Source organism: Polynucleobacter sp. AM-26B4 (assembly GCF_018882285.1).
In the GTDB taxonomy this organism is placed as follows: Bacteria; Pseudomonadota; Gammaproteobacteria; order Burkholderiales; family Burkholderiaceae; genus Polynucleobacter.
The window spans coordinates 1,626,476-1,652,112 of the sequence record NZ_JACVOT010000001.1; the positions used below are offsets into that span (position 1 = coordinate 1,626,476).

Here is a 25,637-nt window from a genome sequence, read left to right on the forward strand (position 1 = left end):
CGTCCTTTTGGACCGCCCATCATGTAGAATAGTGAGCTTTTGTAGTGTTTCACTAGTGGTGGCGGAAAAACCCTTGAGAGGTTGACTCCTAAGCCCCTAATTTTATTAGCTTAAACGGGATACCAGCATGTCTGTAACGATTGAAAACCTCGGCAATTTAGACCGTAAAATTACTTTAAGCTTTCCAAAAGCTGATACTGAAAAAGCACGCGCTGCGCGCTTACAAAAACTGTCAAAAACAGTAAAGATGGCAGGCTTTCGTCCTGGCAAGGTTCCCATGAAAATGGTTGAAGCCCAATACGGTATGCAAGTGGACTTTGAAGTTCAGTTTGACCATGCCTCTAAATTATTCTTTGATATCAGCAAAAAAGAAGGTTTGAAAATTGCTGGTCAGCCAAGTCTTGAGCCAAAGAGCGACATGACAGCTGATCCAATCGTTTATGACGCCAAGTTCGAAGTATTCCCAGAAGTAAAGATCGGTGATCTATCAAAAGTAGAAATCACTCGTCACACAACCGATGTGAATGATGCAGAAATCGACAAGACTCTAGACATCTTGCGTAAGCAGCGCGTTCACTACCATGTGCGTGGTGAAGCTGGTGAGCACGGCAATGGTGGTGCCAACACAGCGGCTCAAACTGGTGACCAAGTCACGGTTGACTTCGTGGGCAAGATTGATGGCGTTGAGTTCACAGGCGGCAAAGCTGAGACCTATTCTTTTGTTTTGGGTGAAGGCCGCATGTTGCCAGAATTCGAAGCTGCGGCTTTGGGTCTCAAAGTGGGCGATGAAAAAACTTTCCCATTGGCTTTCCCAGCCGACTATCACGGAAAAGACGTGGCTGGTAAAACAGCTGAGTTCACCATCGTGATGAAAAAAGTTGAATGGCCACATTTGCCAGAAGTGAATGATGAGCTTGCAAAGGCTTTGGGCGTTGCTGAAGGCGTTGCCAAAATGCGCGAAGAAATTCGTACAAACTTGACACGTGAAGTAGCTCGTCGCACACAGACTTTGTTAAAAGGCCAGGTAATGGAGTCTTTGACAAAAGCTTGTGAGATGGAAGTGCCTAAAGGTTTGGTTGCTCAAGAGCAAGAGCGTTTGATTGCCAATGCGCGTCAAGACCTAGCTGCTCGTGGTGTACCTAATGCCAAAGATGCTCCGATTCCTGCAGAACTATTCACTTCACAAGCGGAACAGCGCGTGAAGCTTGGTTTGATCTTGAATGAATTGGTCAAGCAGCAATCATTAGAAGCTAAGCCAGAACAAATCAAAGCTGAAATCGAAGAACAATCAGCCAGCTACGAAGATCCAAAAGAAGTGATGCGTTGGTATTACAGCGATCCAAAGCGTTTGGCCGATGTTGAAGCCCTTGTTTTAGAGAACAATGTGGTGGCTTATGTGACAGGTCTAGCCAAAGTATCAGAAAAAGCAGTAAGCTTTGAAGAACTCAGCAAGATGTAATTTTTGTATTGCTGTTGATGGATACCCTGGAGACAAAAAGAATATGAACCACACACAAAATAACGCACTAGATACACAAGCCTTGGGCATGGTTCCAATGGTCGTAGAAACATCTGGTCGTGGTGAGCGTGCTTATGACATTTATTCACGCTTATTAAAAGAGCGTGTGGTGTTCTTGGTAGGTGAAGTCAATGATCAAACAGCTAATTTGGTCATTGCTCAATTGCTTTTCTTGGAAAGCGAAAACCCAGAGAAAGACATTTCTTTGTACATCAACTCTCCAGGTGGATCTGTTTCTGCTGGTTTGGCTATTTACGACACGATGCAGTTCATCAAGCCGGATGTCAGCACCTTGTGCATGGGCATGGCAGCGAGTATGGGTGCATTCTTGTTGGCCGCTGGAACAAAAGGCAAGCGCTTCTCATTGCCTAATTCACGTGTGATGATTCATCAGCCTTTGGGTGGTGCACGTGGTCAAGCGTCTGATATTGAGATTCAAGCTCGCGAGATTCTTTATTTGCGCGAACGTTTGAACAAGGTATTGTCTGATCGCACAGGTCAAACCATTGAAACGATTGCTAAAGACACTGATCGTGATAACTTCATGTCAGCAGAGCAAGCCAAAGAATACGGCCTCATCGATCAAGTGATCGAAAAGCGCTGATCTAAAAGATAGTCAGGGGGTTCACTCATGAGCGATACAACCAATTCAACTGAGAAGCCTCTTTACTGCTCATTCTGTGGCAAGAGTCAGCACGAAGTTAAAAAACTAATTGCAGGCCCATCTGTATTTATTTGTGATGAGTGCATTGATTTATGCACGGACATTATCACCGAAGAAATCAGCCAATTGCCTGAAGCAGATCTTCGCGAAGGGCTGCCAACTCCTCATGAAATCCGCGCCAGTCTTGATCAATATGTGATTGGTCAAGATCATGCCAAAAAACAATTGGCAGTAGCGGTGTACAACCACTACAAGCGCCTGAAGCACATTGAAACCACTGGTGCCGCTAAAAACAAAAAAACTGTTCATAACGGTGTTGAGTTAGCCAAGAGCAATATCTTGTTGATTGGCCCGACTGGATCAGGCAAAACATTATTGGCTCAAACATTGGCCAGATTATTAGATGTGCCATTTGTGATCGCTGATGCCACAACTTTGACTGAAGCTGGTTATGTTGGTGAAGACGTTGAGAACATCATTCAAAAGCTTTTACAAGCTTGTGACTACAACGTTGAAAAAGCACAAAAGGGCATTGTTTACATCGATGAGATCGATAAGATCTCACGCAAATCAGACAACCCATCAATCACCCGTGACGTATCAGGTGAGGGAGTACAGCAAGCACTTTTAAAGCTTGTTGAAGGAACCATGGCTTCTGTACCTCCACAAGGTGGTCGCAAGCATCCCAATCAAGATTTCTTGCAAGTCGACACAACCAACATCCTGTTTATCTGCGGTGGTGCTTTTGACGGTTTAGAAAAAGTGATTCAGCAACGCACGGTCACAGCCGGTATCGGTTTTGGTGCTCAAGTGCGCGGCAAAGATGACCGTTCTATCTCTGAGTTGCTCAAAGAAGTTCAGACTGAAGATTTGATCAAATTTGGTTTGATTCCAGAATTGATTGGCCGTTTACCAGTGGTAGCCACCTTGGCTCAATTGGATGAAGCTGCCTTGGTTCAGATTCTCACAGAGCCTAACAATGCCTTGGTGAAGCAATACCAGGCCTTATTGGACATGGAAGGTGTTGAATTAGAGATTCGTCCTAATGCACTGAGTGCCATTGCTAAAAAAGCCATTGCCCGTAAAACAGGTGCCCGTGGTTTGAGATCGATCATCGAACACGCTTTGATGGATGTGATGTACGACTTACCAAGTCTAGAAAACGTTCAACGCGTCGTCATCGATGAGAGCACCATCAATGGTGATGGCAAGCCTTTGATGCTCTACCAAGAAGCATCCGAGAAGGCCGCTTCTTAAGAGCTTCTGATTGAACTAAATATAGTATTTAATACTGTTTAATCAGAAAAAACCCCCTAAATAGGGGGTTTTTTCATTTTTCCTCCCAAAAACAGTCATGGGCAAAGAAAAAATAGATGAAAAAATGAGAAAAATGCATTTTTTTATCAATTTTCTTAGTTTTTACCCTTGTTTTTGAGCAAAACAGACCCAAATTCAATGTATTCTTACTACGTAGGAAAATACAAACACACATTTTGGAGATAAACCATGCCTGGTGACTTGTTACTTCCTTCTGAACCCATCCAGCTGCCATTGTTGCCGCTAAGAGATGTGGTGGTATTCCCGCACATGGTCATTCCATTGTTCGTGGGTAGACCTAAATCTATCAAAGCTCTTGAAGCTGCCATGGAAACTGGCAAAAGCGTCTTATTGGTTGCTCAAAAAACGGCTGCCAAAGACGAACCTGCTGTGGAAGATTTGTACACAGTGGGCTGTATTGCCAAGATTCTACAAATGCTCAAACTGCCAGACGGCACCGTCAAGGTCCTTGTTGAGGGAACTCAACGTGCGGATGTTGCCAATGTTGAAGATAGTTTGGAATACTTCATGTGTGAAGCCACACCTCAAGCCATCGCTAGCAGCGAAGTGCCAGAGATCGAGGCTTTGCGTCGTGCGGTGGTTTCTCAGTTTGATCAATACGTCAAACTCAACAAAAAGATTCCTCAAGAAATCCTGGCGACTTTGCAAGGCATTGATGATGCCGGTCGCTTGGCCGACACCATCTGCTCACACTTGCCAATCAAGTTGGATCAGAAGCAAAGACTCCTAGAGTTGCCAACGGTGGTTGAGCGACTAGAAGCGATCTTGGCCCACCTTGAAAGTGAAATCGATATTCTTCAAGTTGAAAAACGCATCCGTGGACGTGTCAAACGTCAAATGGAAAAGAGTCAGCGTGAGTACTATTTGAATGAACAAGTCAAAGCTATTCAGAAAGAATTGGGCGAAGGCGAAGAGGGTGCTGATATCGAAGAACTCGATAAACGCATCAAAGCTGCCAAGATGCCTAAAGAAGCTTTGAAAAAAGCTGAATCAGAAATGAAGAAATTGAAGTTGATGTCTCCGATGTCAGCTGAAGCTTCAGTGATTCGTAACTACATCGAAACATTGGTGAACTTGCCTTGGAAGAAAAAGAGCAAGGTCAATAATGATTTAACCAATGCCGAAAAAGTATTGAACGAAGACCACTATGGTTTAGATAAAGTCAAAGAACGTATTTTGGAATACCTCGCAGTTCAACAACGCGTTGAAAAAGTGAAGGCTCCAATCCTCTGTTTGGTTGGCCCTCCTGGTGTTGGTAAAACATCTTTGGGTCAATCGATTGCTCGTGCCACAAACCGTAAGTTTGTGCGCATGGCCTTGGGTGGTGTGCGTGATGAATCTGAAATCCGTGGTCACCGTCGTACCTACATTGGATCAATGCCAGGCAAGATTTTGTCTAGCTTGACCAAAGTCGGTGTGCGCAATCCATTGTTCTTGTTAGATGAGATTGACAAGATGGGCATGGACTTCCGTGGTGATCCTGCGAGCGCGATGCTTGAAGTCTTAGATCCAGAACAAAACCACACCTTCCAAGATCACTATGTTGAAGTCGATTACGACTTGTCAGATGTGATGTTTGTAGCGACTTCAAACTCATTGAACATTCCAGGTCCTTTGCTTGATCGTATGGAAGTGATTCGTTTAGCGGGTTACACCGAAGACGAAAAAACGCACATTGCATTGAGCTACCTATTGCCTAAGCAAATCAAAGGCAATGGCTTGAAGTCTGGTGAAATTGTGGTGGATGAATCAGCGATTCGCGACATCATTCGTTACTACACCCGCGAAGCAGGTGTGCGTGCGCTTGAACGTGAAATCAGCAAAATCTGCCGTAAGGTGGTCAAGCTACTGTTGCTCAAAAAAGAAGCCGCACCAATCAAAGTCGATGGTTCGAACTTGGATAAGTTCCTATCAGTGCGTCGCTATGACTACGGTCTAGCCGCTAAGCAAAACCAAGTGGGTCAAGTCACTGGTTTGGCATGGACTGAAGTGGGTGGTGATCTATTGACCATTGAAGCAGCTGTGATGCCAGGTAAGGGCAACACGATTCGCACTGGTTCATTGGGTGATGTGATGAAAGAATCTGTTGAGGCAGCACGCTCAGTGGTTCGCTCACGTGGTCGCAAATTGGGTATCACTGAAGAATCTTTTGAAAAGAAAGATATTCACATTCACTTCCCAGAAGGCGCCACACCGAAGGACGGTCCATCAGCCGGTATTGCGATCACCACAGCTTTGGTTTCAGTCTTAACAGGCATTCCAGTCAGAGCCGATGTGGCCATGACTGGTGAAATCACCTTGCGTGGTGAGGTTTTGCCAATTGGTGGCTTGAAAGAGAAACTATTGGCGGCTCACCGAGGTGGCATCAAGCTAGCTTTGATTCCTGAAGAAAACATCAAAGATTTGACCGACATTCCTGATAACGTTAAAAACGCGATCGAGATTGTTCCCGTCAGATGGATTGATAAGGTCTTGGAATTGGCGCTAGAAAAAATGCCAGAAGCCTTGCCTGAGTTAACCGCTGAAGAAATCGCCAAAGCTGCTGAAGCAAGTAAATCTGCTCAAGCCAGCTCAGGGGATGTCCTCAAGCACTAATCTTGTATTAAAAGAACCTTCACACAATGGCCTCATCAGCCATTGTGTGAAGGACTTGTTTAACCAAACAGTCTGAAATATTTGCAGTGGGAATGAAGGTACTGTATACTCTCGTTTCTCTGTGGGTGCTTAGCTCAGTTGGTAGAGCGTCGCCCTTACAAGGCGAATGTCGGCGGTTCGACCCCGTCAGCACCCACCACAGATTTCTTCTGACTTTTTCTACGTCAACACCACATACCCATGCTTGAATCGATCCGTAAGTACCAAAAAATACTGATGGGGCTTTTACTTTTGCTCATCTTGCCATCTTTCGTCTTTTTGGGCGTTGAGAGTTACATGAAAGACATGGGCAAAGACTCAGCCTTGGTCAAAGTGGATGGTGCTGCCATCACCCGTCAAGAACTTGATAATGCTGTGAAATTAAGAGCTGATCGTTTGCAACAACAGCAAGGTCGTGTGGACTCAGCCTTGGTCAACAGCGTGCCGTTCAAACAAGCAGTTTTGAATGAAATCGTTCAACAGCGCCTGTTGGCTTATGAAATGAAAGCCCTCAAGCTCTCTATCAGTCCTGAAGCCTTGGCCCGTGATTTGACACAAATTCCAGAAATCAAAGCGCTTTATAACAATGGTCAGTTTGATGCTGAGCGATATAAAAAGCTTTTGGCCAGCAATAACTTGACGGTCGACCAATTTGAAAATGGTCGTCGTTATGAGTTGATGACACGCCATGTTTTGACAGCAGTGGTTGCTACAGGTATTGGCTCAAGAAAAGTGGCTGAGCAAGTATCCATCGCCTTTGAAACAGAACGTGAAGTTCAATCATTGCGATTCTCACCGAACGACTTTGTTTCTAAAGTGAATCCATCACAGCAAGACATTGAGTCTTTCTATCAAAGCAATATCAATGCTTACCAAGCGCCTGAGAACGTAGAAGTTGAATACGTGATCTTGCAAGGTGATGCTAAGGCAGATCCAAAGAAATTCGCAGAAAAAGCAGATTTGTTCGCCAACATGGCTTATGAACAGTCTGATAGTTTGAAGCCAGTGGCTGATCGCTTGAGCTTGCCAATTCAAAAAGCCAGCAACATCACCCGCGGTGGTTTGCGTGGAGCTCCAGCGGATCATCCATTCAACAACCCTAAATTATTGGCAGCCATCTTTGCTGATGATGCAGTTAAAAATCGTCGCAATATTGAAGCCTTAGAGTTATCACCAGGAAAGATCATTTCTGCGCGTGTCACAACTCACAAGCCACAAGCTGCTTTGCCTTTGTCTCAGATCCAAGCTGATGTGAAAAAACAAGTGTCACTCAGAATGGCTCAAGAGTTAGCACTCAAGACTGGTCAAGAACGATTTGAAGCACTTCAAAAGAACCCAAGCGAATCAGCAGGTTTTAGTTCTGCCAAATGGGTATCTCGCAATAAACCAGCAGATCTGACTGCCAGCGGTATGGATGCTGTGATGTCAGTGAACGCAAAACAATTGCCAGCAGTGGTCAGTGCCCAAGCCAATGATGGCGGATTTGCTATTTACCGAGTGAACAAATTGCAACAGCCAAGCCAATCAGATCAAAAATTGCGTGCCAATCAAGCCCGTCAAGTAGCAGACCTCAGCACCCAAGCTGAAGCAGCCGCTTATTTTGAGAGTGTGAAAGATCGTGCAGGTGTTAAGCAAGTGAATTCTGTGAAGTAATTATTGAGTAGCTAGACAATTAAATGCATGATCTAAAAGCCACTTCAAATCAGAAGTGGCTTTTTTCATTGATAAAAGACTTTCAATCAATTCTAAATAAGTCATAATCCCTGCATGCAAGCCGCCAATCAAATCTTCTTCTCACTACTAGCTCTGATGCTGGTGGGTTTGTACGTCAGCACGATCACGCCATCGGGATATAAAAAAGATAAGAATTTAATCTATTGGCAGGCGTCAATTTTATTGAGAGCCGCCGCTTTTGTTGCTTGGACCGTCTCACCTTATTTATTTGGTTTTTCTCTCACGATTGCTAATTTTTGCTTCTTGGCTTCGATGGTACTTTTGGTCCTCTTGTTTAGAAGTTGGCGCGTTGAGATCACTCGCTCAAGTTTGCTTGTGGCGGCAGGATTTTCATTGATTGCGATCATCATTTATGAAGTGTTGCGGCAAAGTGGCGCAGGCTTTGCAATTAGAACTGGCTATATGTCGATTCCGATTTTGATACTTTCAATTTGGGAAGTTAATGAGTTAACCCGATTGCTAAAGAAAGATCAAAGTTTTGGTCTTAAGGTATTGATGGGAATCGTTTTGGTTAGTTTGACGGTTACTTTCTCTGTTGGCGTATACGGACTCATCAATCACACAAGAGGTGTTAGTCAACTGATTCAATTTGATAGCACTTTCATTCTTTGGGGTAGCTTGAGTGCACACCTCTTGATTTATATTGCGGTCAGTAGTTATTTGTACCAACGCTTGATGAAGAGTGAATTAAGTGCCAGGATTGGTCTTGAGAGAAGCTCCACTGAGAATGCTCAAATTAAGGCGCTTCTCGAAGAACGTGAAGGTTTGATTTCATCTCTATTGATTGCTAATAAAACGGCGGCCACTGGCGCACTGTCAGCATCGATTGCCCATGAGCTGAATCAGCCTGTGGGAGCAATCAGTCTTAATGCTGAGTTCATCCAGCGCCAATTGAATGAAGGTCAAACTGATCCTAGTAGTCTCAAAGAGGTCATCACCAGTATCCAGCAAGACAATCACCGCATTGCCAAAATTGTCTCTACCTTGAGAGATATCTTCAGGCAAGAAGAAATCAAAACCAGTGATGTGCATTTGGATGAGTTGATCGAGCAAACCAAATCCATCATCGTGCCTCAGGCCCGTGACTTAAAAATCAACTTAAAGTTTGATTTGAATGTGAATCAATCAATACCTATGAATAACAATGAAATCAGTCAGGTGTTGATCAATCTCTTGAATAACTCCATTGAGGCACTTTCAAATTCAAATCAGTCAAATAAAGAAATCAACATCCATACCCGAGTATTTGGTAATTATGTGGAGTTAAAAATTTCTGACAATGGCCCAGGCATTCCTGATCAATTAAAAGCCAGTATTTTTGATTTGATGAAAACCAACAAAAAGCAGGGCATGGGTTTGGGCTTGTGGCTATGCAAGCACATCATTGATAGACACCAAGGCCGCATCAGCTACCAGCAGTCTTCATTGGGTGGCGCTGAATTCTTGATTCAGTTACCAATTGAATGCGTTGGAACTTAAGATCTAAGTCTTAAGGCTTTAAAAGAGGCTCTAACTTGGGCCAAACATTCTCAAGCATGATGCTTTGTGCCATCACATTTGGATGAATCCGATCTGCCTGAAACAAATCCATGCGTGTGGCCACGCGCTCTAAGAAGAAGGGTAGTAACTCAACGTGTTCGGCTGATGCCAACTTGCCATAAATGCCAAAAAACTTATTGGTGTAGTCCAGGCCATAATTTGGTGGAATGCGCATGCCCAGCAATAAAACTTTGGCACCTGATTGCTTCGATGCCTGAATCATTTTTCTTAAATTCTGTTCAGTGGCTGGTAGCTGTAAACCACGCAAGGCATCATTGGCACCCAACTCAATCACGACCACTTTCGGCTGATGGGTTTTTAACAATAGAGGTAGACGAGTTTGACCGCCGGCCGTTGTTTCTCCGCTGATGCTGGCATTAACGACTTGCCAGCTTGAATGATCCTTCCTTAAACGATCTTCTAATAACTTGACCCAACCAGTGCCACGGGGCAAGCCATATTCGGCTGAGAGGCTGTCTCCAAGGATTAAAATTTTTGAAGATTGCGCCATGACAGTGGGGCTATTCAAAAGAGCCATGCAGAAGACAGTAAACACCATTACCATGTGTGTGATGAGTGCTTGATAGCGATTGCGCTCCGTGGATTTAGATTTAAAACTCAAACGACAACTTAAAAAACGACTCAAACTAAGCTCCTATGCATGCAACATCACTCAAAACCGTTCTAGAAGTTTCACATTTGGCAAAAACTGTGGATACGGTGGATGGTCCTCTGACTATTTTGCACGATATTAATTTTTCAGTTGCTGAGGGTGAAAGTTTGGCGATTGTGGGAGCCAGTGGTTCAGGTAAAAGTACCTTGTTGGGCCTCTTGGCTGGGCTAGATACTCCAAGCAAAGGTCAAGTCTTGCTGATGGATCGTGATATTTCTGCTGCCAATGAAGATCAGCGAGCCCAAATCCGATCTCAGCACGTGGGTTTTGTATTTCAGTCATTTCAATTAATTGATCATTTGACCGCTTTGGAAAACGTTCAGCTTCCTCTGGAACTGGCCGGCATGCCCAGAGCCGAAGCTGCAGCCAAAGCTCAAGTTTGGCTAGAAAAGGTTGGTTTATCTGAGCGTCTCAAGCACCGCCCCAAAACATTGTCAGGTGGTGAGCAACAACGCGTGGCTTTGGCGCGTGCTTTTGTCACAGAGCCAGACATTCTGTTTGCCGATGAGCCTACAGGTAGCTTGGATGAGCAAAATGGCCAAAAAATCATTCAATTGCTATTCCAGCTCAACCAAGAACTGGCTTCAACCCTGATTTTGGTCACCCACGACATGGCCTTGGCCAGCCGTTGTGAGCGTCAAATGGTTTTAAATAATGGCCGGGTGGTGGCATCAGACTAAAGAAGCCTGAAGAAGCTTGATAAGCCTAGATTAATAGGGCATTTCTGCAAAAAATAGCTTTAAAAACAATAGCAAGAATGCCATTCGTTTTATAATCTTCGGATGCCTGCAAATCGTCGTTTTTTAAGCCTCAATGGGTCTCAAGCCCTCTCTCAATTTCGCCAACAGCGTCTTTTAAGCTCTTTATCTGAGCAAGGCGTCGAGCTCACTCAGATCCAAGCGCAATTTGTGCATTTTGTCTGGTCTGATGCTGAACTTTCAGGTGATCATCAGCAGGTTTTGGCCGGCTTACTGAATTATGGTGAACCATTCCAATTGATCGAGGCCAAAGGCTTATTTGCTGGCAAACAAGATCACGCAGTTGTAGCCCCTCGCATTGGTACGATTTCACCTTGGGCCAGTAAAGCCACTGACATTGCTCATCATTGTGGTTTGCGTGTCTTGCGCATCGAACGCGGTGTGCAGTTTTTCTGGACCAGTAAAAAAGCGTTGAACGAAGCTCAGCGCCAAGCAGTTTTGGCAGCGATTCATGATCGCATGACAGAAATCACCTTGCCATCGATTGAGTCAGCAGCTGAGCTCTATCAAACTTTGAGCGACAAAGCATTCACACGTATTGATATTCTCAAAGGCGGTCAAGCCGCTCTTGAACAAGCCAACACCACCATGGGCTTGGCCTTGTCTGATGATGAAATCATCTACTTGGTTGAAAACTTCAAAAAATTGAACCGTAATCCGAGTGACGTTGAGCTCATGATGTTTGCACAAGCCAACAGTGAACATTGCCGTCACAAGATCTTTAATGCCACTTGGACCATTGATGGTCTAGAGCAAGACAAGTCTTTGTTTGCCATGATCCGTAACACGCACCAATTGCAACCAAAAGGCACGGTGGTGGCTTATTCAGATAACTCCGCCATCATGGTGGGTTGTGAAGCTGAAGTATGGGCCCCTAATGAACAACAAGAGTATGTGAAGCAAACACGTTTGACGCACACGCTCATGAAAGTAGAAACGCACAACCATCCAACAGCGATTGCCCCATATCCTGGAGCATCCACTGGTTCTGGCGGTGAGATCCGTGATGAAGGTGCCACAGGTATTGGTGGTAAACCTAAAGCAGGTTTGTCTGGTTTTTCAGTATCGAACTTGAACTTGCCCGGCAGTCAATTGCCTTGGGACCAAGAGGCGTATGGTAAGCCTGAGCGCATTGCCTCTCCATTACAAATCATGATTGAAGGTCCTTTGGGCGGTGCGGCGTTCAATAATGAATTCGGTCGCCCGAATCTAGGTGGTTACTTCCGCGTGTTTGAGCAAACCATTGATGGTGAGCGCCGCGGTTACCACAAGCCCATCATGATCGCTGGTGGTATTGGTGCCATCGATGATGGTCATACCCACAAAAAAGAAATCAAACCCGGTTACCTTTTGGTTCAATTGGGTGGCCCAGGTATGCGCATTGGTATGGGTGGTGGAGCTGCGAGCTCAATGACCACTGGTGCGAATACTGCTGACTTGGACTTTGATTCAGTGCAACGTGGCAATCCAGAAATCGAACGCCGCGCTCAAGAAGTGATCAACGCTTGTCGTGCCATGGGTGAGAAGAACCCAATTGTTTCTATCCATGACGTGGGAGCGGGCGGTTTATCGAATGCATTCCCAGAATTGGCTGATGGCGCTGGTTTAGGTGCCACCTTTGATATGCGCAAAGTGCCACTAGAAGAAAGCGGCATGAGCCCAGCTGAAATCTGGTGCAATGAATCTCAAGAACGTTATGTATTAGCGATTGCAAAAGAAAGTCTGCCAATTTTGCAGGCGATGTGTGATCGTGAACGTTGCCCAATCGCGGTTGTTGGTGAAACAACGAAAGAGCGTCAATTGTTCTTGGTTGACACCAAAGAGGCCGAAGGTAAAGACGAGCGTCTACCGATCGACATGCCGATGGAAGTTCTGTTGGGCAAGCCACCGCGCATGCACCGGGATGTTAAGCGTCTTGAAAAGAAACTGCCTGAGATTGATCTCACCGATGTCAAACTAGATCAAGTGGCCAGTTGGGTTTTGCAACACCCAACCGTTGCCAGCAAATCATTCTTGATTACCATTGGTGACAGAACCGTGGGTGGCTTGAACGCCCGCGATCAATTCGTTGGACCGTGGCAAGTACCAGTGGCTGATGCTGCTGTGACCTTGATGGACTTCAAAGGCTATCGTGGTGAAGCCATGTCAATGGGTGAGAGAACGCCATTGGCGGTGATGAACGCACCAGCAGCAGCACGCATGGCAGTGGCTGAATCGATCACCAATATTCTTTCTGCTGATATTGACAGCATTGAAGACATCAAACTATCTGCTAACTGGATGGCTGCTTGCGGCAATCCTGGTGAAGATGCCAAATTATTTGATTCTGTTAAAGCAGTGGGCATGGAACTTTGCCCAGCCTTGGGTATTTCAATTCCGGTGGGTAAAGACTCCTTGTCGATGCGCACGCAATGGGATGATGAAAAAACTGCTGAAAAGAAATCAGTCACATCTCCTGTTTCATTGATCATCTCAGCGTTTGCGCCTGTGGTTGATACACGCCAAACAACAACACCTTTGTTGCAAATCAAAGATGAGCAAGGTCAAGCACTTGATACAGAAATCGTATTAATTGATTTGGGTCGTTCAAAGAGCCGCATGGCTGGCAGTATCTTGTCTCAAGTGATCGACCAAGCTGGTCAAAGCACGCCAGACTTAGATGACCCAGAGGATCTAAAGAATCTAGCAAAAGCAATCATCAGTATGCGCCGTCAAGGATTGCTCTTGGCTTATCACGACCGTTCAGACGGTGGTCTATTTGCAGCCGCCACTGAAATGGCATTCACATCACACGTTGGTGTTTCACTCAATGTGGATATGTTGGTGCTTGATAAAGATCACGAATCTGATTTTGGTGATGCCAAGAACTGGGCTCAGCAAGTATCTGGCAGAAGAAACGATTTGACCTTGAGAGCACTCTTCAATGAAGAGTTGGGTGCCTTGATCCAAGTGAAACGCGAGCACCGCGACACCGTTTTTGAAATCCTCAAGCAACACAACTTATATAGCTGCAGTCATGTGGTTGCCAAGCCAAACACCACAGGCCAAGTAGAAATCTGGCGCGATGCGAAGAAGATTTTGGATGTGCCACGCCACGTTTTACAAAAACTATGGCAAAGCACCAGCTGGCAGATCGCGCGTTTGCGTGACAACCCAGATTGCGCCGATAGCGAAAACAATCTTGTCGACAACTTGGCTGATGCAGGCATGCAGCCAAAACTCACATTTGATCCAAGTGACAATGTGGCAGCCCCTTACATTGCCAAAGGTGCCAAGCCTAAAGTCGCGATTCTTAGAGAGCAGGGCGTTAACTCACACCTAGAGATGGCGTATGCCATGGACTGGGCTGGCTTCTCAAGCTATGACGTGCACATGAGTGATCTGATTGCTGGACGAGTCAACCTAAAAGACTTCCAAGGCTTGGTGGCTTGTGGCGGATTTAGTTATGGTGACGTTTTGGGTGCTGGTGAAGGTTGGGCGAAATCCATTCTTTTCAACCCAGCGATCAAAGACCAATTTCAAACCTACTTTAATCGTCCAGACACCTTTGGTTTAGGTATCTGTAATGGCTGTCAGATGATGTCTAACTTGGCCAGCATCATTCCAGGTGCTGATACATGGTCTAAGTTCACACGCAATAAATCAGAACAGTACGAAGCACGCTTGGTGATGGTTGAAGTGACGCAATCACCATCGATCTTCTTACAAGGCATGGCAGGCAGCCAGTTGCCAATCGCTGTGGCCCACGGTGAAGGCTTTGCCAACTTCAGTCAACAAGGTAACAAAGAGCAAACAAAAGCCAAAGGCTTGGTGGCTCTCAAATTTGTTGATAACCAAGGACAAGCCACAGAGACTTATCCATTGAACCCGAATGGTTCACCAGAAGGTATCACTGGCTTGACGACACCGGATGGACGTTTCACAGTCTTGATGCCTCATCCTGAGCGAGTCTTTAGAACAGCACAAATGAGCTGGGCTCCAAAGCAGTGGCATGACATCGCTGATGGTGCAAGCCCATGGATGCGCATGTTCCGCAATGCCAGAGCTTGGGTAAAGTAAGAGTAAGTAAAGTATTCAATCGAACAATTGAATAAGACTTACTCGTTCTAAATTGAAGCAAGCACTAGACCATAAGGCTCAACAAGCGTTGAGCCTTATTCTTTTATCGGAGGCCGCGATGGCTAGCAAACAAGCAAAAAAAATAGTCAGTAAAAAAGATCCCAAACCAACATTTGCACCAGTTACATTCTCTGAAGAGCATGGTGTGCGCTTTTTACACTTTGGAACTTGGTGGGTGCAGGGCGCTATGCGCATCAATAAGCCTGACTTCATTGAACTAGAGTACGCCCAACAAATGATGGCTGGCTTACTCTTCCTAGATCCCAATGACAAAAGACTGAATCAAGCTAAACACAAAAAAGAAGATAAGAAGAAGCCACAGCAACCATTCCACATGGTTCAGTTGGGTTTGGGTACAGGTGCATTGACCAAGTTTGCTCATAAGCATTTTCCAAAGGCTCAAGTCACGGCGATTGACCTCAACCCAGCGGTGATTGTGGCGGCCAGAGTCATGTTCAACATGCCACCATCGAATCAACACCTCAATGTGCTGCAAACAGATGCCCTGAAATACGTCACCAACAAAAAACATAAAGAAAGCATCGATCTACTCCAAGTAGATTTATACGACGCGACTGCCAGAGGCCCAGCTTTGAGCTCTCCAGAGTTTTATCAGGGCTGTTATGACAGTCTTAAAGAACCTGGTGTGATGACGGTCAATCTATTTGGTAACCATAAGAGCTATAAAACCAACATCATCAATATATGTAATGCTTTTAACAACCGCGTCATGGTTTTTCAGCAAGTGCATGACTGCAATATCGTCGTGATTGCCTTCAAAGGCCCCCATTTGGAAGTTGACTGGAGTGATGTGAAGGGTAGAGCAGCCTATTTAGAGAAGAAATATGGATTGCCCACCAAAACGTGGGTGCCAGGACTCAGATCTGAGAATGCCCGACAAGAAAACTACCTATCTATATAGATAGTCTCTTTTCTCTTAGTTTGAGAAATTTCCAAAAGCCACCCAAGGGTGGCTTTTTTACATCCATTGGAAAGCTATTCATAAACTGCCACTTAAAATGCGTTAAGGCAAACATTACGTTAAAAATGTAAAAAATACCAAAAAGAGTGATTCCTAGTGAAATTGATAAGCAGCAGGAAAAGATAAAAATTGATTAACCAATTAAAAAGTAAATAAAGGAGAGCTTAAAAAGATCATGGCGTAGATATTAATTAGGAAATTAATGCGCTTAATTAAGTAAACAAAAGAACTGGAAATAATTCTCTTTAAGCAAGGTAAGGTATATAAAGGGCTGATTTAGAAGATGGACCAATCCATATAAAGTACTAATCCAGATAAAAGGGGAGGAGGACAGGGAGCGAAACAACATACTTGAAGTCAATAACATAAGCTGTATATAAGATGCCCCATGAAGAAGTAGAGAGACAAGTAAAAGTAAAGAGAAGCATCTAAACCACTGAAGAAAGGCCTAGAAGATAAAAATAAGGGCGATAAAAGCCCAGTAATCAGCCTTCAGGCCACAATAAAAGCCTCAAAACACGGCAAAACATTGGGAAATTAACCAAAGAATACATTTACCAATTAAGTTAATTGAGGTAAATTTCACAGTTCTTTAAATTAACAAAAAAGGTTAAGGTTAATCATGTTACCTCTAGATAACGTTACAACCATCTACTTAACAGGCTTTATAGCCATTGCTTTCGCAGTTACTCAGTTGATTCTATTCAGAAAAAAAGGCTTCTCAGCTTACCTTTGGGCCGCTGGTTACCTACTGATGGGCCTTGGTTACATCGTAACGCTGCTTAATATCGCAGATCCATTACCTCATACATGGGTAGCAGGTCCAATCGCAGTATTAATGGGTAGTTTGGTGACATTGAGCTCATTAGGTATATGGTCTGGATATGCATTACCTAAAAAAGCATCCTTAATATGCTTGGGTGGCGTGGCTTTGACCGCTACATTGTTTAATTTCAGCAGATTATTCCAAGCCCCATTGGGAAGCCTTGAAGCCATTCTATTGGCACCAGTTTCTGCGACACTTATATATAGTGGGTGGTTCGCCGGTGTTCAAGCACTCAAAACCAGAAGTAAATACATCTATTTAATCAGTGGTGTCTTCTGGGTTCAGGGTGTGTTCATGGCCTTATTAACTTTGGGTGCATTAGCAGCCAAAGGAAGTGACTATATTATTGTCACTTCAGAGGTGGTTTACTGGACAAGTCTGATTAATCTAGGTGCAACATTGGTGGCCAATATTGCTTGGTCACTACAAATATCAGAAGACCTGTTAATTAAGAATGGATTAGTAAAACCAGCTTTGGCTGAGAAATCTCCAGCCAAGGATAAATCTACAGAAAAAACCTCTTTCTTTAATAAAGAAGATAAACCTGCTAAAGAAAAGTCTATTAATAAGAAAGCCGATACCACTGAAACTATTTCTGTTAACCCAGATTTATTAACAGACACTGAAAAGCTAGGTTTATTAGAAAAGTTAACCGATAAGGAGCATGAAGTTTTCTTATTGGCAGCAGAAGGTAAGAAGAATGGCGAGATCGCTAGCATTCTTAACTCTTCAGAAGCCAGTGTTAAGGTCCACCGCTCAAGAATGACTGGTAAGTTAGGTATGAAAAAACCAGAAGACCTTAAAAAGTTAATCTCTAAGGCAGTCTCAGTTCGAGAAAGTAAAGAAGCTGACCAAACTTTACCAGCTGAAAATGATAGCCCAGACCTCTTTACCAAGAATTAACTTTTCAAAAGTTAAGAAAAAGTAAATTTACGGCCACCTTCGGGTGGCTTTTTTGTTTCTTAACCTTCCTGTATTCCATCAATTTTTGTGAAAAATGTCTTGGTTAACTTTCTAAGTTGTTCATTTTTCCCTTTTTCAGCATGAAAAAAGCCTACATCATTTCTGTAGGTTTTTGTAGGAAGTCTAATTAATTCAAGAACTTAGAAGCTTTTGTTTTTGCTAATAGGGTTGAATTCCTCTAAAATCGCATGCGCGTACCCGTTCTGAAAAGTTTTCAGAACATTTTTTTGCAAAAAACAGAGAAAAAATGAGACTTCGTTTCCTTATGCCCCTTGTAGCTATTGGCTTTACAGCCATGACTACACTTGCGCATTCGGCAACTGTCAACGACCCAGTCTACCCTGCGGCTGGAGCTTTGCAGCAAGAGCTGCAAAAGCAAGTGCCAAAGCTTCAGCCTTTGCCCACGCCTTCTGCACCCAAGGCACCAGCCAAACCTCAAGAGGCTAAGCCAAGTGAGGTGAAGGTGACCATCAAGGGCTTCCGAATAGATGGCAATAAGACTTTGTCTGAAGAAGTCATCAAAGAAACTCTCAAGCCTTGGCTTGGTAAGACCGTTGCTTTTCAAGAGCTCCAAAAGGCTGCAGACTCAGTGGCAGCCTTGTACCAAACCCAAGGTAAGCTCGCTCAAGTTTCAGTACCACCTCAAAAAATCACTGATGGCATCGTCATTCTTAAGGTCCTTGAAGCCAAGCTAGGGGCGGTTCATATCGACATGCCGAATGGCCCATCACGCTTCACCGAAGACCGAGCAAGACGATACATCACCGATGCGAACAGACTCTCCGAGATTGTTCAAACACAATCGATTGAACGCTCAATCTACATCCTCAATGAAACCCCAGGTATTGCTGTCACTACGCAGCTCGAGCCTGGCAAGAACGAAGGTGATGTGGATTTACGTGTGAACCTCGCGGACACCAAGCCATACCGTGGCAAGGTTGAGGCTAACAATTACGGTAGTCGCAGTACTGGTATCGGCCAACGCGTTGTGAGCATGACTTTTGATAACCCTGGGTCTATGGGTGATCAGCTCTCTTTCAGCAACATCAAATCATCTGGATCAGATTTCTCAAACGCCAGTTACTCAGTTCCTCTCAACACAGATGGCCTCAGAGCTGGTGTGTCTGCGAGCTACCTAGACTACGAAAACGTGGGTCATTTCAGCCTTCCAGAAAACACATCAGCTGCCTTTGGCCGCGCAAAAACAGTTGGACTTAATCTGACTTATCCATTGCTCAGGAGTCCTGCTCAGAACGCGAATTTATCGGCAGGTCTTGATCGCAAAATGTATATCAACAAGGCAGTGTCTAGTGGCGCAGCCACCAGTGACTATCGCATTGAAAACATGGTTTTTGGATTCTCTGGCAATGCCTTTGATGGTTGGGGTGGGGGTGGTGTAAATGCACTTGCTCTGAACTTGACCAAGGGCCATGTGATTGCTGGTTCAGAGACACCAGACTACGGCAACAACAAGCCAACCACGTTTACAAAAATTACAGGCAACATCTCTCGTAATCAGCAAATCGTTCCTGATAAAACTGTCCTCTCTGTAGCGATATCAGGTCAAATTGCTTCTGTTGATCTTGACTCAGCTGAAAGGTTCTACTTGGGTGGACCATCTGGTGTAAGAGCTTATCCTGGTTCTCAGGGCGGTGGTAGTCAAGGTGCCATGATCAACATTGAGATTCAGCAACAGTTGGAAGATAAGTTTGTTGCTACGGCCTTTTATGATGCCGGCTTTGTAGAGCAAAACCGCAATAAAAATCTTTTTGAGCGTGGTAACACGAACGCCAACAATAGCTACAGCTTGCGCGGTGCAGGTGTTGGCTTGAAGCGTGCTGATCAAGATTTTATTTTTAGCACTTCTGTCGCTTGGAAACTTGGACACAACCCTTTGTACACAGCACAGGGCGTGGGTGTTAACAACGATGGCCGATCCAAAGGCGCTTACATTTGGGCTCAAGCCCAGTGGATGTTCTAAGCCATGAAAGCCCTGAACAAATACCTACTCGTGAGCCTTGCCTTTTTGGCAACGGGTGAGGTATTCGCTCAATCTGCGGTAGCCACGGACGCTCTACCTTCTGGCGGTAAGGTCATGGCTGGTTCTGCGACCATTGTTCAATCTGGCAACACATTGAACGTTGTTCAAGCATCTCAACGTGCGGTAGTGAACTGGCAGAGCTTCAATGTTGGTGCGCAAGCCAAGGTTGAGTTCACTCAACCTAATGCCCAAGCAGTTATTCATAATCGTGTCACTTCTGCCACAGCCTCCCAGATTGACGGCATGGTCAAATCTAACGGGCAGGTCATCGTTTCTAATGCTAATGGCGTTATCTTTGGCAAAGGTTCACAAGTTGATGTTGGAGCTTTGGTGGCCACCACCATGGACATCAATGACAAAGACTTCATGGAAGGTAAGAGCACCTTCAAAGGTAATGGCTCAGGCGCTGTGGTCAACCACGGTAAGATCCAAACCAAAGACCCCAAAGGCTATATCGCTTTATTGGCTCCAGAAGTACGCAACGAAGGCTACATCCTTGCTAAGGGCGGAGCAGCTAACGTAGTTGCCCTGGCCAGTGGAAGCCAAGTGACCTTGGACTTCCGTGGCGATCAGCTCATGACCGTGAAGGTCGACGCTTCTGCCTACAAATCATTGATTGAGAACAAGCGAGTGGTTCAGGTAGAAGGTGGATTGGTGGTGATTGCCGCTAACTCAGCCGCCCAGTTGATGGGCTCAGTCATCAAGAACAGCGGGCGCATCAGCACCAGCTCCATGGTCAACAACGGTGGTGTGATTGAGATCTTGGCCGATAACGTCCAGAACTCAGGCGCCATCATGGCCAATGCCAAAAGCAGCACAGGTAATGGCGGTCAGATCAACATCAAAGGCAACACCATTGCTCTAGCGGATAGCAGCAAGATCAAGGCCAATGCCAAAGAGCAGGGCAATGGCGGTCAGATCATCGTCCTCTCAGAAAAGAAGACCCAGGTATCAGGCGTGCTTGAAGCCAAGGGTGGCAAGACCAGCGGCAATGGCGGCTTCATTGACACCAGCTCTAAGGAAGTCCTAGAGATCAGCAGCAAGACAAAGGTTGATACTTCAGCAAGAAACACCCTAGGCAAAGCAGGTACTTGGCTATTGGATCCAATGGATCTCCTAATAACCACAGGTTTTGCTCAGGTAATCAGCGATGCGTTGCAAAACAACAACGTCACAGTTCAGGTGCAGGGCAACGTCTGTTCAGGGGGTAGCTGTACCCAGAACGGCAGCGGTAACCTCACGATTGACCATGGCGTAACCATCACGAAGAGTGGAAGCACAAGAACAGTCTTAACTTTCTTAGCAGATGGCACCTTCTATAACTATGGTGTCATCAACCAGGCAGCTGATTCAATCTTAGAAGTGGTGATTCAGGCACAAAACATTAACCTGGCCCAAAACAGCAAGATAGAAGTTAACAAAGTTACGATCATAGCAGTTAACTCAGTAACAGGTTACGGTAGCATCATTGGGGCAGGAGCTAACCCATTGGTTAACATCTTGGCTAACATTTTTAACTTCCATGGCGCCATCACGGTTAACTCCAGAGCACAGGTTACGGTTAACGGCGTTACAAGTAACAGTGCCACAGTTGGAACTATCCGCATCACAGCGGATGAGTTAACTTTGGCATCGACTGGTAAGTTAGAAGCCAATGGTGATATTAATGGTGGTACGATTATATTAAGTGCTAATAGCACTGGCATTATTACTATCGAAGGATTAATCCAAACAAATGGTGGTAATGGTCGTGGTGGAGAGATTAATATCTCACAAGCTGACGATATTCACATTAATAACGCTATTATCCAATCCAATGGTAATAATGGTGGTTATATCAATATATTTACCAACTCTGGTGACTTAATCCTACAAAATGCATTAATCCAAACCAACGGTTCAAATGGCCGAGGTGGTTCTATTGGAATATCCGCCACTAATAATACTTTGATCTCAGATTCTAATATCGAAGCAAAAGGATTAAATCAAGGTGGCATAATCTTAATCGGCAATGATGCAGATAATGGCACATTGCCGTTTTCTATTTATACCGATATAAATGTTAATTCAGTTATTAGTACAGATACTCTGAATAATCAAAATCAAGTTAATCCAGATTATGTGGGCGGTTTTATTGAAACCTCAGCTCACACATTAAATCTACTCGGAACAATTAATGCTGGTCGGGGTGGTATGTGGCTGATTGACCCATTCAATATAATCATTGATTCAACCACTGCAACAGCTATTCAAAATGGCCTAACGTCCAACGTTACGATTCAAACAACATCCACTGGTACTAATTGTTCAGGTGCAACATGCTCTGCTAGCTGGGATGGCGCTTCAGGAAATATCAGCATCATAGCTCCAATCTCAACAATAAATACTGGAACTCTAACGTTTGATGCTGTTGGTAGCATTGTCATTAACGCCAATATCTCTATAAGTGGTCAATTGGTTGTAAACCCTGGTGCAAATAAAGAATTTGTCATGGGTGTTAACTTATCTAATGGAGTTGGAGCCACCATTACCGCTAATAGTGGCTTTGTAGTGAATAGTGTTTCAAGAACAGGCATTACTTCTTACTTAACAGGGAACATTACTACCACCAATACCGCTATTACCTTTAATTCTGCGGTTCAAATTGCAAACTTTGGCTCTTCAAATCCTTTGTCTATTTCAAGTCAGGGTGGTGCAATTTCGTTTACTAGCATTAGTGCATATTCAAGCAACTTTATATCTTATGCCCAAAAAATTGCAGGATATATTTACGATGCATCTGTATCTTTGGTTAGTGGAAGCAACACTGAGCTATTTGTTCAATACACCTCATCAGGAAGGTTTTCTGCACAGCCTGGAATGGGAAATATTCGTTTTCTGATCGTTGGCGGCGGTGGAGGTGGTGGTGGTGATGGCGGCGGTGGTGGCGGCGGTGGTGGTGTATTAGATCTGAGTTCTGTATCTATTTCTGAATTAGTAAGTTTTTCTGTCGAAGTAGGTGGTGGCGGTTCGGCTGGTTCGTGGTCCACTGGTGTTGGTGGCAATGGCGGGGCTTCCAGTATTAACTTTGGTGGGGTAACCTATACAGCAAATGGCGGCACACGTGGGCCTGTTGCACCCGGTGGTGCAGGAGGGGCAGGAGGTACATCTGGTGGCGGTGGAGTTACTGGAGGTTCTGGAGGAGCAGGTGGTGCAGGATCAAACTGTTGCGCAAAAGGAAGTAATGGTAGTAATGGCCCTACATCCGGAATTACTGGAATCGCTGCTAACTATGGCGGCGGCGGCGGCGGCGGACCTTATTTTGGCTGGAGTTTCTTAGAAGCCGCCCTTGGGGGTGCTGGTGGTGGAGCATCAGCATACGGAGATAGTAATACTGCTTACAGGGGGGCTAATGGCACAACAAATACTGGCGGTGGTGGTGGTGGTGGATCTGCAAGTTCTGCAGGGACTAATACTGGTTTAAATGACTGTTCAGGCAATGGTTGTAGAGTGCCAGGGGGCTCGGGTGGTAGTGGTGTCGTAATTATTCGCTATGCAATTGGTGCATCATCCAGATCTAATAGTACCGGCTTAACAATTTCTTCTGGCTCTGGTAATGTCACAATCAGTTCTGATGTTTCTAATTTAAGCATCCTTACTGTTAACTCTAACGGAAACTCAAATTCAATTAGTGGTGTTATTTCAGGTAGTGGAAATTTAACAAAGTCGGGTTCGGGCACCTTAGCTTTATCAAGAGTAAATACCTATTCTGGTGGTACCACTATCTCAGGCGGTATTTTATTAATCAGCTCTGACAGTAATTTAGGTGGAGTTCCAGGTGTTGTTACTGCCAACTCAATTACATTGAGTGGAGGCACGTTACAGGCAAGCTCTGACATCAATTTAAATAGTACACGTGGAATTACTCTTACTGCAAATAGTGGTCTTGCTGCGTCATCTACAAAAAAACTTGTTTATAACGGCGTTATCACTGGCGGTTTTGGTTTAACAATTAATGGCTCGAATCAATCTGGCACAGTTTCATTAACTGGTTCAAGTAATTACACAGGCGGAACAACTTTATCAACTGGAACGTTAGGTATTTACAAGGCTGATTCTATTGGCAATGGAGCGCTGACTCTTGCAGGCAATACTACTTTATTGTTGGGTCGAGCAGTCTCTAGTTTTATAAATGACATTACTCTTACAGGTAACGCTACAGTTGCATTTGATACCAACGTTGAATATCTCATCGTTGGCGGTGGTGGCGGTGGTGGTTCAGGCTTTGATTTAACTGCTGCAGGTGGTGGTGGTGGTGCGGGTGGTTTGCTTCAGGGTACTTACCTAGCAACCAGGAGTATTTACGATGTTGTTATTGGAGATGGGGGTATTGGCGGTGTGTCTGGCGCCTCATTTGGAGGCAGTGGTGGAAATAGTAGTGCATTCGATCTATCGGCAATTGGCGGTGGTCTTGGTGGTCAATGGAATGGCTATGCGCAATCTGGCGGTTCGGGTGGTGGCGGTGGAACTGCTGAGAATCATATTAAGATTGGCGGTGCTGGTACAGCAATTCAGGGTAACAGCGGTGGGGCAGGCTCTCTGTATGCTCAATATTCACAGCGTGGTGCTGGCGGTGGTGGCGGCGCTGGCGGTGCCGGATCTTCTGTAAACGATGGTACCTTGATTGGTGGATCTGGCGGTATTGGTTTAATTTCAACTATCTCAGGCGCTAGTCAAACATTTTCATTCGGTGGCGGGGGTGGTGGTTCTACAGGTGGCAGCTCTGGATCAGTTTTGCTTGGTGGTAATGGAGGTTCATCAAACTCTGCTGGTACAGCAGCTAATTCAAACACTGGCGGCGGCGGCGGCGGTGGAGGATCTGTAACAGCAGGAAATGGCTCTAGAGCCGGAGGTAAGGGCGGCTCGGGTATTGTGATTGTTCGCTATTTAGGTGGAGATACAGCTTCAGGTAATGATGTAGCAATTACAACTGATGATGGTATGGCTGGAACAGGATCTGCTGCTGGTTACACGGTACATACATTTACAACGGTTGGAAGTAAAACGCTGACTTTTAATGCGTTATCAGCAACCTTAAGTGGCAAAGTAACTGGTGCACATAGGCTAACAGTCAATGCTGAAGGTGGTGCTATCACGTTATCGGGAGCAAACGAGCATTCAGGCGGCACGACTGTTTCTGGTGGCACTTTAATAGCTGGTATTGCTTCAACCGGATCGGCTGGTTCAGTCACCAATGGTGGATTTGGAACCGGCACATTAACAGTGAACACTGGATTCACGGCAGACCTTAATGGCTTTAATCTAGCAAACGCACTTAACTTAAGTGGTCCCGGTTTAAGCAATAACGGTGCTTTGATCAATTCAAGTTCAACAGCCTCAACTGCAAGCGGCGCTGTAACGTTGGCAGCCGCAACAACCTTTGGTGGTGCAGGTAATTACACCCTAAGCGGAGTGATATCTGGAGCGTTTGCTTTAACCAAGGATGGTAGTGGCACTCTTACTTTATCTGGTGCAAATACTTACACAGGTGCAACGGCAATCAATAACGGAGTTGTTAGGGCGTCAAACAATACGGCATTAGGCACTATTGCGGGCGGTGTTACTGTGGCCAGTGGTGCTGCGCTTGAATTATCTGGCGGTATCACAATTGGTGACGAAGCATTGAGTTTAAATGGCACAGGCGTTAGCAGTGGCGGTGCCTTAAGAAATATCAGCGGCAATAATACTTATGGTGGTGCAATTACTTTAGTAACAAATGCTGTACGAATCAATTCTGATAGCGACACACTAACACTCAATAAATCAACAACAGCCATCACCGCAACAAATATTGGTTTGAGCATTGGC

At 45.0% G+C, this 25,637-nt stretch carries 13 protein-coding genes and 1 tRNA gene; 13 read left to right on the forward strand and 1 reads right to left on the reverse strand.

Annotated elements, in window-relative coordinates; translation table 11 throughout:
* Positions 1-127 precede the first annotated feature (127 nt).
* The 7 genes from tig (at position 128) to ICE88_RS08370 (ending at position 9,368) form a co-directional block, all read left to right on the forward strand.
* Positions 128-1,459: a trigger factor gene (gene tig / locus ICE88_RS08340; protein WP_216251627.1), complete on the forward strand. Its 1,332-nt coding sequence runs from the start codon at positions 128-130 to the stop codon at positions 1,457-1,459.
* Between the two features lie 43 nt (positions 1,460-1,502).
* Positions 1,503-2,123, forward strand: coding sequence for an ATP-dependent Clp endopeptidase proteolytic subunit ClpP (gene clpP, locus ICE88_RS08345; RefSeq protein ID WP_216251629.1), 621 nt, complete (start codon positions 1,503-1,505; stop codon positions 2,121-2,123).
* 27 nt (positions 2,124-2,150) lie between these two features.
* Complete coding sequence (clpX, locus tag ICE88_RS08350; RefSeq protein ID WP_216251632.1) at positions 2,151-3,440, forward strand: ATP-dependent Clp protease ATP-binding subunit ClpX; 1,290 nt, start codon at positions 2,151-2,153, stop codon at positions 3,438-3,440.
* Positions 3,441-3,689: 249 nt separating this feature from the next.
* Positions 3,690-6,116 (forward strand): endopeptidase La, encoded by a 2,427-nt coding sequence (gene lon / locus ICE88_RS08355; RefSeq protein WP_216251636.1) that lies wholly within the window; start codon positions 3,690-3,692, stop codon positions 6,114-6,116.
* Between the two features lie 123 nt (positions 6,117-6,239).
* Positions 6,240-6,315 (forward strand) — tRNA-Val (locus ICE88_RS08360).
* A gap of 41 nt (positions 6,316-6,356) precedes the next feature.
* Positions 6,357-7,808, forward strand: coding sequence for a peptidylprolyl isomerase (locus ICE88_RS08365; RefSeq protein ID WP_255535279.1), 1,452 nt, complete (start codon positions 6,357-6,359; stop codon positions 7,806-7,808).
* Positions 7,809-7,922: 114 nt separating this feature from the next.
* On the forward strand, positions 7,923-9,368 hold the full coding sequence (locus ICE88_RS08370) for a sensor histidine kinase (protein ID WP_216251643.1): 1,446 nt from the start codon (positions 7,923-7,925) through the stop codon (positions 9,366-9,368).
* A gap of 10 nt (positions 9,369-9,378) precedes the next feature.
* Here the strand turns inward: ICE88_RS08370 and ICE88_RS08375 are convergent, their stop codons facing one another.
* Positions 9,379-9,966 carry an arylesterase gene (locus ICE88_RS08375; RefSeq protein WP_216252002.1) on the reverse strand — a complete coding sequence of 196 codons (588 nt, stop codon included), beginning with the start codon at positions 9,964-9,966 and terminating at the stop codon, positions 9,379-9,381.
* A 119-nt stretch (positions 9,967-10,085) separates the two neighbouring features.
* Here ICE88_RS08375 and ICE88_RS08380 point away from each other — a divergent pair, with 119 nt between their 5' ends.
* From ICE88_RS08380 to ICE88_RS08600, 6 genes are all read left to right on the forward strand, one after another.
* Positions 10,086-10,781, forward strand: coding sequence for an ABC transporter ATP-binding protein (locus tag ICE88_RS08380; RefSeq protein ID WP_216251647.1), 696 nt, complete (start codon positions 10,086-10,088; stop codon positions 10,779-10,781).
* 102 nt (positions 10,782-10,883) lie between these two features.
* Positions 10,884-14,918: a phosphoribosylformylglycinamidine synthase gene (gene purL, locus ICE88_RS08385; protein WP_216251649.1), complete on the forward strand. Its 4,035-nt coding sequence runs from the start codon at positions 10,884-10,886 to the stop codon at positions 14,916-14,918.
* Between the two features lie 118 nt (positions 14,919-15,036).
* Positions 15,037-15,900, forward strand: a complete 864-nt coding sequence (locus tag ICE88_RS08390) for a spermidine synthase (protein ID WP_216251653.1) — start codon at positions 15,037-15,039, stop codon at positions 15,898-15,900.
* Positions 15,901-16,582: 682 nt separating this feature from the next.
* On the forward strand, positions 16,583-17,689 hold the full coding sequence (locus tag ICE88_RS08395) for a helix-turn-helix transcriptional regulator (protein WP_216251655.1): 1,107 nt from the start codon (positions 16,583-16,585) through the stop codon (positions 17,687-17,689).
* A 355-nt stretch (positions 17,690-18,044) separates the two neighbouring features.
* Positions 18,045-19,730 carry a ShlB/FhaC/HecB family hemolysin secretion/activation protein gene (locus ICE88_RS08400; protein ID WP_216251658.1) on the forward strand — a complete coding sequence of 562 codons (1,686 nt, stop codon included), beginning with the start codon at positions 18,045-18,047 and terminating at the stop codon, positions 19,728-19,730.
* 3 nt (positions 19,731-19,733) lie between these two features.
* Positions 19,734-25,637, forward strand: a 5,904-nt coding sequence (locus ICE88_RS08600) for a glycine-rich domain-containing protein (RefSeq protein ID WP_216251662.1), incomplete at its 3' end; no start/stop codon positions are given.

Bases quoted from the DNA above. Each gene is read 5' to 3' on its own strand.
- ICE88_RS08395 (WP_216251655.1), top strand. From the start codon at position 16,583: ATGTTACCTCTAGATAACGTTACAACCATCTACTTAACAGGCTTTATA.
- lon (WP_216251636.1), top strand. From the start codon at position 3,690: ATGCCTGGTGACTTGTTACTTCCTTCTGAACCCATCCAGCTGCCATTG.
- ICE88_RS08375 (WP_216252002.1), bottom strand. From the start codon at position 9,966: ATGGCTCTTTTGAATAGCCCCACTGTCATGGCGCAATCTTCAAAAATT.
- purL (WP_216251649.1), top strand. From the start codon at position 10,884: ATGCCTGCAAATCGTCGTTTTTTAAGCCTCAATGGGTCTCAAGCCCTC.
- ICE88_RS08365 (WP_255535279.1), top strand. From the start codon at position 6,357: ATGCTTGAATCGATCCGTAAGTACCAAAAAATACTGATGGGGCTTTTA.
- ICE88_RS08400 (WP_216251658.1), top strand. From the start codon at position 18,045: ATGACTACACTTGCGCATTCGGCAACTGTCAACGACCCAGTCTACCCT.
- clpP (WP_216251629.1), top strand. From the start codon at position 1,503: ATGAACCACACACAAAATAACGCACTAGATACACAAGCCTTGGGCATG.
- ICE88_RS08370 (WP_216251643.1), top strand. From the start codon at position 7,923: ATGCAAGCCGCCAATCAAATCTTCTTCTCACTACTAGCTCTGATGCTG.
- tig (WP_216251627.1), top strand. From the start codon at position 128: ATGTCTGTAACGATTGAAAACCTCGGCAATTTAGACCGTAAAATTACT.
- ICE88_RS08380 (WP_216251647.1), top strand. From the start codon at position 10,086: ATGCATGCAACATCACTCAAAACCGTTCTAGAAGTTTCACATTTGGCA.
- clpX (WP_216251632.1), top strand. From the start codon at position 2,151: ATGAGCGATACAACCAATTCAACTGAGAAGCCTCTTTACTGCTCATTC.
- ICE88_RS08390 (WP_216251653.1), top strand. From the start codon at position 15,037: ATGGCTAGCAAACAAGCAAAAAAAATAGTCAGTAAAAAAGATCCCAAA.